Source organism: uncultured Sphingomonas sp. (assembly GCF_937871615.1).
In the GTDB taxonomy this organism is placed as follows: domain Bacteria; phylum Pseudomonadota; class Alphaproteobacteria; order Sphingomonadales; family Sphingomonadaceae; genus Sphingomonas.
In genome coordinates this window covers 112,824-126,169 of sequence record NZ_CALMPA010000045.1, presented here as the reverse complement: position 1 = coordinate 126,169, position 13,346 = coordinate 112,824, and the positions used below count along the sequence as shown (strand labels likewise).

At 66.0% G+C, this 13,346-nt stretch carries 14 protein-coding genes; 12 read left to right on the top strand and 2 right to left on the bottom strand.

The genetic code is table 11. The features are described 5' to 3' along the window. The first annotated feature begins 6 nt into the window (after positions 1-6). The 4 genes from Q0316_RS12115 to metH are packed head-to-tail and all read left to right on the top strand — an operon-like array spanning position 7 to position 5,681. Positions 7-966, top strand: a complete 960-nt coding sequence (locus Q0316_RS12115; RefSeq protein ID WP_298672754.1) for a metalloregulator ArsR/SmtB family transcription factor — start codon at positions 7-9, stop codon at positions 964-966. Beyond that, entirely contained in the window at positions 963-1,904 is a 942-nt protein-coding gene (gene metF / locus Q0316_RS12110; protein WP_298672752.1) for a methylenetetrahydrofolate reductase [NAD(P)H], read from the top strand. Before Q0316_RS12115 ends, metF begins: the two co-directional genes overlap by 4 nt. A gap of 37 nt (positions 1,905-1,941) precedes the next feature. Continuing rightward, complete coding sequence (locus Q0316_RS12105) at positions 1,942-2,988, top strand: homocysteine S-methyltransferase family protein (RefSeq protein WP_298672750.1); 1,047 nt, start codon at positions 1,942-1,944, stop codon at positions 2,986-2,988. Positions 2,989-3,026: 38 nt separating this feature from the next. Beyond that, a complete protein-coding gene (metH, locus tag Q0316_RS12100) occupies positions 3,027-5,681 on the top strand; it encodes a methionine synthase (RefSeq protein ID WP_298672747.1) in 2,655 nt (884 codons plus the stop codon). Positions 5,682-5,685: 4 nt separating this feature from the next. Here the strand turns inward: metH and radC are convergent, their stop codons facing one another. Continuing rightward, on the bottom strand, positions 5,686-6,381 hold the full coding sequence (gene radC, locus Q0316_RS12095) for a DNA repair protein RadC (protein WP_298673080.1): 696 nt from the start codon (positions 6,379-6,381) through the stop codon (positions 5,686-5,688). Positions 6,382-6,442: 61 nt separating this feature from the next. Here radC and Q0316_RS12090 point away from each other — a divergent pair, with 61 nt between their 5' ends. The 8 genes from Q0316_RS12090 (at position 6,443) to Q0316_RS12055 (ending at position 12,910) form a co-directional block, all read left to right on the top strand. Beyond that, a complete protein-coding gene (locus tag Q0316_RS12090) occupies positions 6,443-9,595 on the top strand; it encodes a YdbH domain-containing protein (protein WP_298672745.1) in 3,153 nt (1,050 codons plus the stop codon). A gap of 47 nt (positions 9,596-9,642) precedes the next feature. Then, the gene (locus tag Q0316_RS12085) at positions 9,643-9,816 is read left to right on the top strand and encodes a YnbE family lipoprotein (protein WP_298672743.1); all 174 of its coding nucleotides are present in this window, start codon (positions 9,643-9,645) and stop codon (positions 9,814-9,816) included. A 5-nt stretch (positions 9,817-9,821) separates the two neighbouring features. Beyond that, positions 9,822-10,199 carry a YdbL family protein gene (locus Q0316_RS12080; protein WP_298673078.1) on the top strand — a complete coding sequence of 126 codons (378 nt, stop codon included), beginning with the start codon at positions 9,822-9,824 and terminating at the stop codon, positions 10,197-10,199. Between the two features lie 194 nt (positions 10,200-10,393). Next, the gene (locus Q0316_RS12075; RefSeq protein ID WP_298672741.1) at positions 10,394-10,708 is read left to right on the top strand and encodes an AtpZ/AtpI family protein; all 315 of its coding nucleotides are present in this window, start codon (positions 10,394-10,396) and stop codon (positions 10,706-10,708) included. A gap of 58 nt (positions 10,709-10,766) precedes the next feature. Beyond that, positions 10,767-11,525: a F0F1 ATP synthase subunit A gene (locus tag Q0316_RS12070; protein ID WP_298673077.1), complete on the top strand. Its 759-nt coding sequence runs from the start codon at positions 10,767-10,769 to the stop codon at positions 11,523-11,525. A gap of 44 nt (positions 11,526-11,569) precedes the next feature. Then, complete coding sequence (locus Q0316_RS12065; RefSeq protein WP_137785819.1) at positions 11,570-11,797, top strand: F0F1 ATP synthase subunit C; 228 nt, start codon at positions 11,570-11,572, stop codon at positions 11,795-11,797. 71 nt (positions 11,798-11,868) lie between these two features. Then, positions 11,869-12,363 (top strand): ATPase, encoded by a 495-nt coding sequence (locus tag Q0316_RS12060; protein WP_298672737.1) that lies wholly within the window; start codon positions 11,869-11,871, stop codon positions 12,361-12,363. After that, positions 12,356-12,910: a F0F1 ATP synthase subunit B gene (locus Q0316_RS12055; RefSeq protein ID WP_298672735.1), complete on the top strand. Its 555-nt coding sequence runs from the start codon at positions 12,356-12,358 to the stop codon at positions 12,908-12,910. The genes Q0316_RS12060 and Q0316_RS12055 overlap by 8 nt, the downstream gene beginning before the upstream one ends. 150 nt (positions 12,911-13,060) lie before the next feature. On the opposite strand, the gene Q0316_RS12050 is transcribed toward Q0316_RS12055, so the two are convergent. Beyond that, positions 13,061-13,303, bottom strand: coding sequence for a hypothetical protein (locus Q0316_RS12050; RefSeq protein ID WP_298672733.1), 243 nt, complete (start codon positions 13,301-13,303; stop codon positions 13,061-13,063). Between the last annotated feature and the right edge of the window lie 43 nt (positions 13,304-13,346).

Here is a 13,346-nt window from a genome sequence, read left to right as displayed (position 1 = left end):
ATTTCCATGATCGACGCGCTCGAAATCTTCCGTGCTCTCGCCGATTCCTCGCGGCTGCGCATCCTGCGCCTGCTGCGCACGATGGAACTGTCCGTGGGCGAATTGGCGCAGGTGCTGGGGCAGAGCCAGCCGCGGGTTTCGCGGCATGTGAAAATCCTCTGCGATGCCGGCCTTGCCGAGCGGCGCAAGGAGGGGAGTTGGGTGTTCGTGGCGCTTGGCCCGATCGAGGCGGTGGCGCCGATCGCGGCGGCGCTCGATCGCTGGGAGGTGGCAAGCCCGGATCGTCAGGCGGCGGCGGACGTGGCGCGGCTGGCGGCGGTGCGTGCCGATCGCGCGGCATCGGCGGCTGCCTGGTTCGAGGCGAATGCCGGCGAATGGGATGCGATCCGCTCGATGCATGTCGCGGAAAGCGAAGTGGAGGCGTCGATGCTCGCCGCGCTCGGCGAGGCGCCGGTCGGGCGGCTGATCGACATCGGCACCGGAACCGGGCGGATGATCGAACTGTTCGCGCCGCGCGCGGACACGGCGTTGGGCATTGATCGCAGCTCCGAAATGCTGCGCCTCGCCCGCGCCAAGCTGGGCGAGCGAGGGCTTGCGAATGTCGAGCTGCGCCAGGCGGATCTCTATGCGCTGCCGATGGGCGATGGCGAAGCGGATGTGGCGATCATCCACCACGTCCTTCATTTCGCGCAGCAGCCGGGGGCCGCGATCGCGGAAGCGGCGCGCGTGCTGGCGCCGGGCGGGCGGCTGCTGATCGCGGATTTCGCGCCGCACGATCGTGAGGAATTACGCGCGCGCGATGCGCATACCCGGCTTGGCTTTTCCGATGCGCAGATCGAACGATGGTTCACCGCCGCCGGGTTGACGCTGGCGCAGGTAGAGACGCTGGCGGGCGGGGAGTTGACGGTGAAATTGTGGCTCGGCGTCCGTCAGGGCGCGGCCTTGCGTGAGGTGAAGGCGGCATGACGTTATCGCTCAATCAGCTTGAGGAGGCGCGCCGCGCGCTCGATGGGCCGCTCTATGCCGATGTGGCGGGCGATATCGACGTAAGTTTCGAATTCTTCCCGCCCAAGACGGAGAAGATGGAGGAGACGCTGTGGCGTTCGATCTCCACGCTCGCGCCGCTCGGCCCGCGTTTCGTCTCGGTCACTTATGGCGCGGGCGGCTCGACCCGCGAGCGGACCCATGCGACCGTCGCCCGCATCGCGCGCGAAACCGCGATTCCCGCCGCCGCGCATCTTACCTGCGTGGAGGCGACGCGCGAGGAGATCGACGCGGTGGCGCGCGAATATTGGGCGGCGGGCGTGCGGCACATCGTCGCGCTGCGCGGCGATCCGCCGGTGCAGGGCGCGCGTTATGCGGCGCACCCCGGCGGCTATGAGAATGCCGCCGCGCTGGTCGAAGGGCTGCGCAAGCTGCATCCGTTCGAGCTGTCGGTTGCCGCTTATCCGGAAAAACACCCGGATTCAGCCGATGCCGCCGCCGATCTCGACAATCTGAAGCGCAAGGTCGATGCCGGCGCCACACGCGGGATCACGCAATTTTTCTTCGAACCTGAAACCTTCTTCCGCTTTCGCGATCGCGCGGCGGCGGCGGGGATCGACGCGGAGATGGTGCCGGGCATCATGCCGGTATCCAATTTCGCCGCCGTCCAGCGGATGAGCGCGATGTGCGGCACCGCCGTGCCGCCATGGATGGGGCGGCTGTTCGAAGGGCTGGATGATCTGCCCGACGCGCGCCAGCTCGTCGCCGCGACGCTCACCGCCGAATTATGTCGCAAGCTCTATGCCGGCGGGGTGAAGCAATTCCACTTCTACACGCTGAACCGCGCCGAGCTTTCCTTCGCGATCTGCCACCTGCTCGGCGTGCGGGCGAAGGCCGGCGCGCGCGCCGTCGCGGCCTAACGATATCCCGGCACTGGCCGGGCGATGGAGTAGAACCATGACTGTACGCGATATCTTCAACGCGGAAGCGGCGAAGCGCATCCTGATTACCGATGGCGCGTTCGGCACGGAGATTCAGGGCTGGAAGCTGTCCGAGGCGGATTATGCCGGCAATCTCGGCCTGTCGCGCGATCAGAAGGGCAATAACGACATCCTCGCGCTGACAAAGCCGGAGGTGCCGGAGGCGATCCACCGCGCCTATTTCGAGGCGGGGGCGGATATCGCGGAAACCAATACCTTTTCGGCCAACAGCATCAGCCAGGCGGATTACGGCGCCGAGCATCTGGTGCGCGAGATCAACGTGGAAAGCGCGAAGATGGCGCGCCGCGTCGCCGACGAATTTCAGGCGAAGGATGGCCGCCCGCGTTTCGTTGCTGGGGCGATCGGGCCGACCAACAAGACGCTTTCGCTCAGCCCGGATGTGAACGACCCCGGCTATCGCGAGATCGACTTCGATTATCTGAAGCAGGTCTATCGCGAGCAGATTGACGCGCTGGTCGAAGGCGGCGTGGATTTCGTGCTGATCGAAACGGTGTTCGATACGCTGAACGCCAAGGCGGGCATCATGGCCGCGATCGAGGCGGGCGAGGCGCTGGGCCGCGATCTGCCGATCATGCTGTCGATGACGCTCACCGATCTTTCGGGGCGCAACCTGTCCGGCCATGCGGTGGAGGCGTTCTGGCACGCGATCCGCCATGCCAGGCCGCTGACCGTGGGGCTCAACTGCTCGTTCGGGGCGGAGCAATTGCGCCCGCATGTCAAATCGTTGAGCGAGATAGCTGACACGCTCATCATGGTTTATCCCAACGCCGGCCTGCCCAACGAGTTGGGCGCCTATGACGAGGCGCCGGCCACTACCGCCGGGCTTGTCGGCGAATGGGCTGGGGCAGGGCAGGTCAATGTGCTGGGCGGCTGCTGCGGCTCCACGCCCGCGCATATCAAGGCGATCGCCGATGCCGTGCGCGGGCTGCCCGCTCGCCCGGTCCCGATGTCGCAGGTGCGCACGCGCCTCGCCGGGCTGGAGCCTTTCACGATGGCCGCGTGACGGCCACCGCTCATCCTCATTTCAGGTCGGAAAAAACAGTGACCACCGCATCTTCCACCTCCTTCGTCAACGTCGGCGAGCGCACCAACGTCACCGGATCGGCGGCATTCAAGAAGCTCATCATGGCGGGTGATTATGCCCGCGCGGTGGAGGTCGCGCGCCAGCAGGTCGAGAATGGCGCGCAGGTGATCGACATCAACATGGACGAGGGGCTGCTCGACGCCGTGGAGGCGATGACCACCTTCCTCAAGCTGATCGCCGCGGAGCCCGATATCGCGCGCGTGCCGATCATGATCGACAGCTCGAAATGGGAAGTGATCGAGGCGGGGCTGAAGTGCGTTTCCGGCAAGCCGATCGTCAATTCGATCAGCATGAAGGAGGGGGAGGGGCCGTTCCTCGATGCCGCGCGCAAATGCATGGCCTATGGCGCGGCGGTGGTCGTCATGGCGTTCGACGAGACCGGGCAGGCGGATACGAAGGCGCGCAAGATCGAAATCTGCGAACGCGCTTATAAATTGCTGATCGGGATCGGCTTTCCGCCCGAGGATATCATCTTCGATCCAAACGTCTTCGCGATCGCGACGGGGATCGAGGAGCACAACAATTACGGCGTCGATTTCATCGAGGCGACGCGCGAGATCAAGGCGCGCTGCCCGCACGTCCATATCTCCGGCGGCCTTTCCAACCTGAGCTTCTCGTTCCGCGGCAACGAGCCGGTGCGCCGCGCGATGCATTCGGTGTTTCTCTATCACGCCATTCCGGCGGGCATGGACATGGCGATCGTCAACGCCGGGCAGCTCGATGTTTACGATACGATAGATCCCGAACTTCGCACGACCTGCGAAGACGTGATCCTCAATCGCGATCCGGAGGCGGGGGAGCGGCTGGTGGTACTGGCGGAGCGTTTCCGCGGCACCGATGTCGCAGCGGAAAAGGCGGCGGAGGAATGGCGCGGCTGGCCGGTCGCCAAGCGGCTGGAACACGCGCTCGTCAAGGGTATCGACGCGCATGTCGTTGACGATACCGAGGAAGCGCGGCTGCAATATGATCGGCCGATCGAAGTGATCGAAGGCCCGCTGATGGACGGCATGAACGTCGTCGGCGATCTGTTCGGCGCGGGCAAGATGTTCCTGCCCCAGGTGGTGAAATCGGCGCGTGTGATGAAGAAGGCGGTCGCCCACCTTCTGCCGTTCATCGAGGCGAGCAAGGAACCCGGCACCAAGGCCAAGGGCCGGATCATCATGGCGACGGTGAAAGGCGACGTTCATGATATCGGCAAGAACATCGTCGGCGTCGTGCTTCAATGCAACGGCTTCGAGGTGGTCGACCTTGGCGTGATGGTGCCATGGTCGACGATCCTCGCCGCGGCGAAAGACAATGACGCGGACATGATCGGCCTGTCCGGCCTTATCACGCCCAGCCTCGATGAGATGGTGACGGTGGGCGAGGAGATGCAGCGCGCGGGCATGGAAATGCCGCTGTTGATCGGCGGGGCCACCACCTCGAAAGTCCACACCGCGCTGCGCATCGCGCCCGCCTATTCCGGCCCGGTCGTCCATGTGCTTGACGCGAGCCGCGCGGTGGGGGTCGCGACCACATTGGTCAGCGATACGCAGCGCGACGATTATGTGGCGAAGGTGGCGGACGAATATGCCGCCGTCCGCCGCGCGCGCGAAGGCAAGGCGCAGAACGAATTGCTCCCGCTCGCCAAGGCGCGCGCCAACGGTTTCGTCGCGGATATGGCGCTGAAGCCGGGTGCGCCGGCCCAGCCGGGCGTGCATGTGTTCCGCGACTGGGATCTGAACGCATTGCGCGATTTCATCGACTGGACGCCGTTTTTCCGCGCATGGGAACTCGCGGGCAATTATCCGGCGATCCTTGATGATGAGGTGGTGGGGGAGAGCGCGCGCTCATTGTTCAATGACGCGCAGAATATGCTCGATCGCCTCATCGCGGAGAAATGGCTCACCGCGCGCGGCGTTGCCGGGCTGTGGCCGTGCGCGCGGCATGAGGATGACGTGATCGTTGATCTGAAGGGCGATTTCAACGCGGAGGAATTGCGCGGCCTCGATCTGCTCGATCTGGTCAAGGGCACCGATGTCGTCCGCCTGCCGTTCCTGCGCCAGCAGATCGCGAAGCGCGAGGGGCGACCGAACATGTGCCTTGCCGATTTCGTCGATCCCAAGGGCGACTGGATCGGTGGTTTCGCGGTGTCGATCCACGGCATCGAGCCGCATCTTGCGCGCTTCAAGGCGGCGATCGACGATTATTCCGATATCCTGCTGAAGGCATTGGCGGATCGTCTGGCCGAGGCGATGGCGGAGGCGCTGCACCACCATGTCCGCACCATTCTATGGGGTTATGCGCCCGACGAGCAACTCGATAACGAGGCGCTGATCCGCGAGAAATATCGCGGCATCCGCCCCGCGCCTGGCTATCCGGCGTGCCCCGAGCACAGCCTGAAAACGCAGTTGTTCGAGATGCTCGATGCGCATCACGCGACGGGCATCAGCCTGACCGAGGGCTTCGCGATGCTGCCGACAGCGGCGGTTTCCGGCTTCTATTTCGGGCATCCGCAGGCCGAATATTTCGGCGTCGCGAGGATCGGCGAGGATCAGGTGGCGGATTATGCCGTGCGTCGCGGGGTTGATCTGGAACGGGCGAAGCGCCTGTTGCGACCGAATCTTGATTAAGGCTTTATATCAGCCCCTTGGCGCGTAAACTTGCGTGGCCGTTCGCGCCGATCACGATGTGATCGTGAACGGTGATGCCAAGGCCGCGCCCGGCCTCGACGATCGCGCGGGTGATGTCGATATCCGCGCGGCTGGGGGAGGGATCGCCTGAGGGGTGGTTGTGGACGAGGATGATCGCGGCTGATCCGAGATCAATCGCGCGGCGGATCACCTCGCGCACATGAACGGGCGCCTGGTCGATCGAGCCTTCGCTCATCACCTCATCACGGATCAGCATGTTGCGCGTGTTGAGATGGAGCACGCGGAAACGCTCGATCACATGGTGTGCCATGTCCGCGTGGAGATAATCGAGCACGGCCTGCCAGTTCGCCAGCACGGGGCGCGCCGAAACCTCGCCATGGAGCAGGCGGAGTGCTGCGGCATGGGCGATCTTGATCGCGGCGGTGGAGGTGTCGCCCATGCCGGACACGCGGGTGAGCGCCTCCGCGTCGGCGGTCAGCAGCCCGCCGATCCCGCCGAATTCGCGCAACAGCGCCTTGGCGAGCGGCTTGGTGTCGCGGCGCGGGATGGCGAGCGCGAGGAGATATTCGATCAGTTCGTGATCGAGCAGCGCATCGCCACCGCCCCGCGCGAGCAGCCGTTCGCGCAATCTGGCGCGGTGGCCTGCGGTGTCGGAAGAAAGGGCGTCGCCATCGGCCATCGGCCCGAGCGTAGGGCGCGTCATGGCTCCATGCAATTGCGCGTGCGTTGTGTCGGTGGCTATGGATCGGTCAGCGGGCGTTGAGAAAGGGTTGCGGGCGACGGTGGAGGAAGGCGAAGTATCACGCCCCCGTCGCAGCCGCAGGCGGCGCGCGGGTGCCGCGCTCGGCGCGATCGCGGTGGCGACGCTGGGCGCGCTGTGGCTGGAGCGCGTGCCGATCGCGACCGGCTTTATCGACCGCGAGCTGGGGCGACGCAATGTCGCCGCGCGATATGAGCTAACGGGTCTCGGGGTCGGGCGACAGCGGCTGAACAATGTGGTGATCGGCGATCCGCGCGATCCCGATCTCGTTGCGGACTGGGTGGAAACGCGCGTCGGCCTTGGCGTTAGCGGGCCGTATCTTGCGAGCGTGCGCGCCGGGCACGTCCGCCTGCGCGCGCGATTGGTCGACGGGAAGCTTTCGCTTGGCGCGATCGACCGGCTGTTGCCGGCTTCGGCCAATGGCGCGAAATTCACGCTGCCGGCGCTGAACCTCGATATAGCGGATGCGCGCCTTCGGCTGGAGACACCCTATGGCGTGGTCGCGGCGAAGGTCAGCGGAAATGGCCCGCTGGACAATGGCTTCCGCGGAACGATTGCCGCGCTGGGCGAGGAAATTTCAGCCGGCGGATGTGTCGCCGCGCGACCAAGCGCCTTCCTGAAAATCGCGATGGGCCGCGAGGGGCCACGCCTTGCCGGCCCCGTGCGGATCGCCAGTGCGCGCTGCGGCGGCATCGGCGCGCGGGCGGCGCGGGCCAATCTCGATGTGCAGCTTGGGCCTGCGCTCGATCACTGGTCGGGCCGGGCCGCACTGGCCGTTGCCACGATGGGAGGAGGAAGCGCGCGCGCGTCGTCGTCGGGCGGCACGATCGACTTCGCGGGCAATGCGCACCGGACGGAGGGCAGCGCGGATCTGGCGAGCGGCGTGTTCGCTCTGCCCGGCGCGGTCGGCGAGCAACTCGCGCTTCGTGGCAGATGGCGGGTGGCCGATGGTCAACCGACTTTCGCCGGAACGGTTCGCGCGCACGGTGTCGCGCTAGCGCAGGGGATACGCGAGCGGATTGCGAGCGCGCCCGCCGCCGCCACCGGAACGCCGCTCGCCCCGATCGCGCGCGAACTGGCGCGCGCGGCAGGCGGCGCGGCGCGGCGTTTCGATGTGGGCGCCGAAGTGGGAAGCGGCGCCGGCAACGTCCTTACGGTCGCGGGCCTCACCGCCAGCGCGGCGAGCGGCGCGCGGCTCGTTTTCGGCGGTGGCGCGGGCATATCGCTTGGCGGCGCGGCGGGGTTGCGGGTCGATGGCGTGACGAAGCTTTCGGGTGGCGGCTTTCCGGCGATCCGGATCGCGGTGGCGCAGCGCAGCGCGAACGCGCCACTCACCGGCACCGCCACGGTCGCGCCCTATGCGGCAGGCGGTGCGCGGCTGAGGTTATCGCCGATCGTGTTCGACCAGGCCGGCGGGCGGGGGACGCTGCGCACGCAAATCGCCCTGTCCGGCCCGCTCGCGGATGGCCGCGTGGAGAAGCTGCGTGCCCCGCTGGTTGCCGTGATCGGTGCTGGCGGCGTGTCGCTCAATCCATCCTGCACGCCGCTTGCGTTCGATCGGCTCCAGATGAGCGGGCTTGTTCTGCGCCCGGCGCGGCTGACGCTTTGTCCGACCGGGCCGGCGCTGTTCCATGCCGGCGGCGGGCGCAGCGGCTATGGCGCGCGCGTAACGGCGCCACGGCTGGCGGGGACGCTCGGTTCGAGCCCGCTGACCCTTGCCGCCGACACACTGACGGCCCGCGCGGACGGCATCACCGCGATCGGGCTGAAGGCGCGGCTGGGGCCGGCGGATCGCCAGACCGCGCTCGATTTCTCGACCATCACAGGCACGTTCGGCGCGCATGGGCTGGCGGGCGATTTCGCCGGAGGGGCCGGGCATGTCGGCAACGTGCCGCTGTTGCTGAGCGAGGCGGCGGGCCGGTGGAGCTTCGCAAAGGCGGCGCTGGACGTGACGGGCGATCTGATGGTGAGCGACGCCGCGCCGGAGCCGCGCTTTCGCTCGCTCGCGGCGCGTGGCGTGGCGCTGCGGCTCGCCGATGGCGCGATCACCACCACCGGCGTGCTGCAAGAGCCGAAAAAGGCGGTGAAGGTCGCCGATGTCACGATCAGGCACGTGCTCGGCAGCGGCGCGGGAAGCGCGCGGATCGTCGTACCAGGCCTCACTTTCGGAAAGCAATTCCAGCCGGAGGAGCTGACGCGCCTTACCTTCGGGGTGATCGCCGACGTGAACGGCACGGTGACGGGCGAGGGCGATATCGCGTGGAATGCCGATGGCATCACCTCCAGCGGCACGTTTCGCACCGCGGGCACCAATCTCGCCGCCGCGTTCGGGCCGGTCACCGGGCTGAAGGGCGCGATCCATTTCACCGATCTGCTCGCACTCGAAAGCGCGCCGGGGCAGGTGGCGACGGTGGCGTCGATCAACCCCGGCGTGCCGGTCAACGATGGGCGTATCACCTATCAGACGCTCCCCAACACCCGGATCAAAATAGAGGGCGCGCGCTGGCCCTTTGCCGGCGGGGAACTGACGCTCGATCCCTCGCTGCTCGATTTTTCGGTGCCGGAGGCGCACCGGCTCACTTTCCGGGTGAAGGGCGCGGAGGCGGCGCAATTCCTCCAGCAGTTCGATTTCAAGAATCTCGACGCCACCGGCACGTTCGACGGCGAATTGCCGATCGCCTTCGATCAATCGGGCGGGCGGATCGAGAGCGGCAAGCTCGCAGTGCGCGCGGGCGGCGGCGGCATCGCCTATGTCGGGGAACTGACCGAGAAGGATCTCGGCACATGGGGCAATATCGCGTTTCAGGCGCTGAAATCGCTGCGCTATCGCAGCCTGGAGATCGTGATGAACGGCCCGCTCGCCGGCGAGATGGTGACGGAGGTGCGCTTCGCCGGCGTTTCGCAAGGGGAGGGCGCCAAATCGAACTTCCTCATCCGCCGGCTGCAAAAGCTGCCGTTTGTCTTCAATGTCCGCATCAAGGCCCCGTTCCGCGGGCTGCTCGATTCGGTATCATCCTTTTATGATCCCAGGCGGCTGATCGAACGCAATCTTCCGACGCTCCTTGAGGAGCAGGAAAAGCGCGCACGACCGCCCGCGCCCGTTCAGCCATCCGCAAGCGAGAAAATGCCATGACCATTATGGAATTGACGATGCACGAAAGGCGCATGACCTGTGGCGCGATGAAAAGAGCGATGATGATCCTGCTGGCGGGCGGCACGGCGGCGTGCGTCAATGTTTCCGCGCCCGACAAGCCGATCGTCATCAATCTCAACATCAATGTGACGCAGGAAGTGGTATATCGCCTCGATGGTGAGGCAAAATCGCTGATAAAGCAGAATCCGGGGATATTCTGACCATGATGAAAAAGGCTTTGCTGATGGTTGCCGGCGCGGTGGCTCTCGCCGGCCTTTCCGCCACCGCCTTCGCGCAGCGCGACCCGGCCTATGCCGCCGCCCGCGCGCAGGGCAAGGTGGGCGAGCAGCCGGACGGCTATCTGGGCGTCGTCGGCGCCGGCACGCCAGAGCTGCGCGCGCTGGTCAACTCGATCAATATCCAGCGCAAGGCGGCCTATACGCAAAAGGCGCAAGCCTCAGGCGCGACCGTTGAGCAGATGGCCTTCACATCGGGGTGCAACCTGATTCTGCAAACGGCCGCGGGCGAGAAATACAAGACGCCGGGCGGCGCATGGGAAACGCGTGGCGCCGGCGCCCCCGAACGCGATTCGCGCTGCATCTGAACTGGCGGGCGGGCGCGTGCCGGGCGTGCCCTGAACGGCGTCTGTGCCGGTTTCGAACCGACCTACGCAGGGTGGACCGTTACCGGAGGGTGACGAAGTGTTGACACCCCCGGACCCCCCGGCTAACCGGACCCGGCCTTGGCGGGCTCGCCCTTTCGGCTTGAAATCGCCTGCCCGTCACACGGGGAGCGCGAATGGCTGAAAACGAGCCCGGACCGGAAAATCTCGGCGAAGATGTCCGCCTGAAATCGCTCGACGAGCGGCTGAAGGCGGCGCGGAACGGCGAGGCGCTTCGGAAGGGCGCGGGTAAAGCGGCGGACGATGCGGGTTACCGTCTCGGCAATCGCGTGCTCGCTGAGCTTGTAGGGGGAATGGCGGGTGGCGCCCTGATCGGTTGGGTGATCGATCGGTTCGCCGGCACATCTCCTTGGGCCCTGTTGGTGATGCTCGCCCTTGGGACGGTCGTTGCTTTCAGGAACATCATTCGGATTTCCCAGCGCCCGAAGTGACTTCGGGCGCTTTGTTCAAGGATCGAGCGAAGTGGCAGCCGGCGGCAAGATCGACCCGATGCATCAGTTCCTGGTGGAGCCGTTGTTCGGAACCCAAAACTGGTCGATCGCGGGCTACAATGTGGCCTTCACCAATTCCGCGGCGTGGATGTGCCTCGCCGTCGTCGCGCTGATCGCGTTCATGTCGATGGGCACGCGCGGCGCGCTGATCCCCGGTCGCGGCCAGGTGATGGTGGAAGGCTTCGTCCGGTTCGTCGACAATATGCTGTCGGCGAACGTCGGGCCGGAAGGGAAGCGTTACGTTCCCTACATCTTCTCCTTGTTCATGTTCATCCTGTTCGCCAACGTGCTCGGGCTGTTGCCGCTGGGCATGGTCGGCATCCATCCGTTCACCTTCACTAGCCATTTCACGATCACCGGCGTGCTGGCGATCATGAGCTTCTCGATCGTGCTGATCGTGGGGTTCTGGCGGCATGGCCTGCATTTCTTCAGCCTGTTCGTGCCGCATGGCACGCCGATCTGGCTGCTGCCGCTCATCCCGCTGATCGAGTTCGTCTCGTTCATGGTGCGCCCGTTCAGCCTCGGCCTGCGACTGTTTGTCGCGATGACGGCGGGCCACGTGCTGCTGAAGGTGCTGGCGGGCTTCATCATCAATTCCGGCACGGCGGGGCTTTTTCCCGGCCTGTTCGTCGGCGTCCCCTCTTTCGTCCTGATGGTCGGCATTTCCGCGCTTGAGCTGCTGGTGGCCGGTATTCAGGCTTATGTCTTTGCACTGCTGACCTCGCTCTATCTCAACGACGCGGTCAACCTGCACTGAGTTTTTCGTAACAGTTTCAACCTTTTCAACACTGGAGTTAAATCATGGATCCCGCAGCAGCTAAGCTCATCGGTGCTGGTCTCGCCGCGATCGGCGCCGGCATGGCCGCCATCGGCGTCGGCAACGTCTTCGGCTCGTTCCTTGAAGGCGCGCTGCGCAATCCGGGTGCTGCCGACGGCCAGCAGGGCCGCCTGTTCATCGGCTTCGCCGCAGCCGAGCTTCTCGGTCTGCTGTCGTTCGTCGTCGCGATGATCCTGATCTTCGTCGCGTAACGAACCTCAGGTTTCCCTTGGGCGGCCCGGTGCGCGGTTGAAGCGCGCCGGCCCGCCGAGGCAGGACGAACATGCCACAGATATCCCAGCTCGCCGAAACCTATGCCTCCCAGATTTTCTGGCTGCTGCTGACCTTCGGCATCATCTTCTTCGTCGTCGGTCGCGGTATGCTGCCGAAGGTGCAGAAGACGATAGATTCCCGCGACCGCTCGATCGCCGACGATCTCGCCGCCGCTAGCCGTGCGCGCGATGCGGCGGACACGGCTGAAGAAGCCTGGCGGCAGCGCGATCACGCCAATCGTGAAAAGGCGCAGGCGCTCGTCGCCGAGGCGCGTGGCCGGGCCGCCAAGGCGACCGAGGCCACGCTTCACGCCGCCAATAGCGAACAGGCGGCGAAGGTTGCGGCTGGCGAGGCGGAAGTTCGTGCGGCGGCGGCCCGTGCACTGGGCGAGATCGAGGCCGTGGCCGTCGAGGCCGCGCAGGAAATCGTCGCCCGCGTTTCCGGCGCGAGCGTGACGGCGGACGAGGCGAAGGGGGCCGTGAAGACGGCGATGGCGAATGGTTGATCTGGTCCTTCTCTCCGAAGCGGCGGTCGAGGGCGCTGAACATGCCGCCGATCCGGCGCTGTTCGGCGTGCTGAACGGCACCGCCTGGGTCTCGATCGCGATGGCGGTGTTCATCGCGATCGTCATCTGGAAGGGCGGCATCAGCGCCATCACGGCGATGCTCGATCGCCAGATCGCGGACATCCGCTCGCAGCTCGACGACGCGAAGAAGCTGCGCGCCGAGGCCGAAGTGCTGCGCGACGAATATGCGCGCAAGATCGCCGACGCCGAAAAGAACGCCGGCGAAATGGCGACGCAGGCCGAACACGAAGCCGAAGCGATCGTCGCGCAGGCCCGGACGGACGCGGCCGAACTGGTCCAGCGTCGCGCGAAGATGGCGGAGGACAAGATCGCCGCCGCGGAGCGCGCCGCGATCGCCGAGGTTCGCGCGAAAACCGCTGACGCGGCGGCGAAGGCGGCGGCTGCGCTGATCGCGCAACGCCACGGCGCGGATGCCGATAAGGCGATGGTCGATCGCACGATCGCCGGGCTCGGTCGCCCGCACTGAGCGGACGCCTGAACGATCGACGCAAACGGGGCGGCCTGCGGGTCGCCCCGTTTCGTTTCGGGGGTTGCGAGGCGCGCGAACGTGCGCTGCTTGGCTGCGTGTCAGGCAAGTGAAACCGGGTATCGCTATCGGTGCGCGCAACGGGCCGCATCAGCGCGGTTTTGAAGCAGATGGAAGCATCTGCGGATCGGGAAAGCGTGGCGAAGCAAAAACCTTGAGCCGATCATCATTCGGGCCAGATCGAGTCGAAAATGGCGAATTCCCGTGACCGGGAGCGCTGCGTGCCAACGGTAAGGTGGGCGCGGGAAGCGTGGGAAAGCGCGGTTTGCCGGCAGGCATGAACGGAATGTCGATCGGCCCCGACTGACACGATGACGCCTGGCGCTCGCTCATCGCCATCGCCCCGTTGGCGCGATCGCCATCACCCCGCTAGACC

What these genes read in the sequence shown, in the direction of transcription:
- Q0316_RS12115 (WP_298672754.1), top strand. Translation starts at nt 7, where the DNA reads ATGATCGACGCGCTCGAAATCTTCCGTGCTCTCGCCGATTCCTCGCGG.
- metF (WP_298672752.1), top strand. Translation starts at nt 963, where the DNA reads ATGACGTTATCGCTCAATCAGCTTGAGGAGGCGCGCCGCGCGCTCGAT.
- Q0316_RS12105 (WP_298672750.1), top strand. Translation starts at nt 1,942, where the DNA reads ATGACTGTACGCGATATCTTCAACGCGGAAGCGGCGAAGCGCATCCTG.
- radC (WP_298673080.1), bottom strand. Translation starts at nt 6,381, where the DNA reads ATGGCCGATGGCGACGCCCTTTCTTCCGACACCGCAGGCCACCGCGCC.
- Q0316_RS12090 (WP_298672745.1), top strand. Translation starts at nt 6,443, where the DNA reads ATGGATCGGTCAGCGGGCGTTGAGAAAGGGTTGCGGGCGACGGTGGAG.
- Q0316_RS12085 (WP_298672743.1), top strand. Translation starts at nt 9,643, where the DNA reads ATGAAAAGAGCGATGATGATCCTGCTGGCGGGCGGCACGGCGGCGTGC.
- Q0316_RS12080 (WP_298673078.1), top strand. Translation starts at nt 9,822, where the DNA reads ATGAAAAAGGCTTTGCTGATGGTTGCCGGCGCGGTGGCTCTCGCCGGC.
- Q0316_RS12075 (WP_298672741.1), top strand. Translation starts at nt 10,394, where the DNA reads ATGGCTGAAAACGAGCCCGGACCGGAAAATCTCGGCGAAGATGTCCGC.
- Q0316_RS12070 (WP_298673077.1), top strand. Translation starts at nt 10,767, where the DNA reads ATGCATCAGTTCCTGGTGGAGCCGTTGTTCGGAACCCAAAACTGGTCG.
- Q0316_RS12065 (WP_137785819.1), top strand. Translation starts at nt 11,570, where the DNA reads ATGGATCCCGCAGCAGCTAAGCTCATCGGTGCTGGTCTCGCCGCGATC.
- Q0316_RS12060 (WP_298672737.1), top strand. Translation starts at nt 11,869, where the DNA reads ATGCCACAGATATCCCAGCTCGCCGAAACCTATGCCTCCCAGATTTTC.
- Q0316_RS12055 (WP_298672735.1), top strand. Translation starts at nt 12,356, where the DNA reads ATGGTTGATCTGGTCCTTCTCTCCGAAGCGGCGGTCGAGGGCGCTGAA.
- Q0316_RS12050 (WP_298672733.1), bottom strand. Translation starts at nt 13,303, where the DNA reads ATGAGCGAGCGCCAGGCGTCATCGTGTCAGTCGGGGCCGATCGACATT.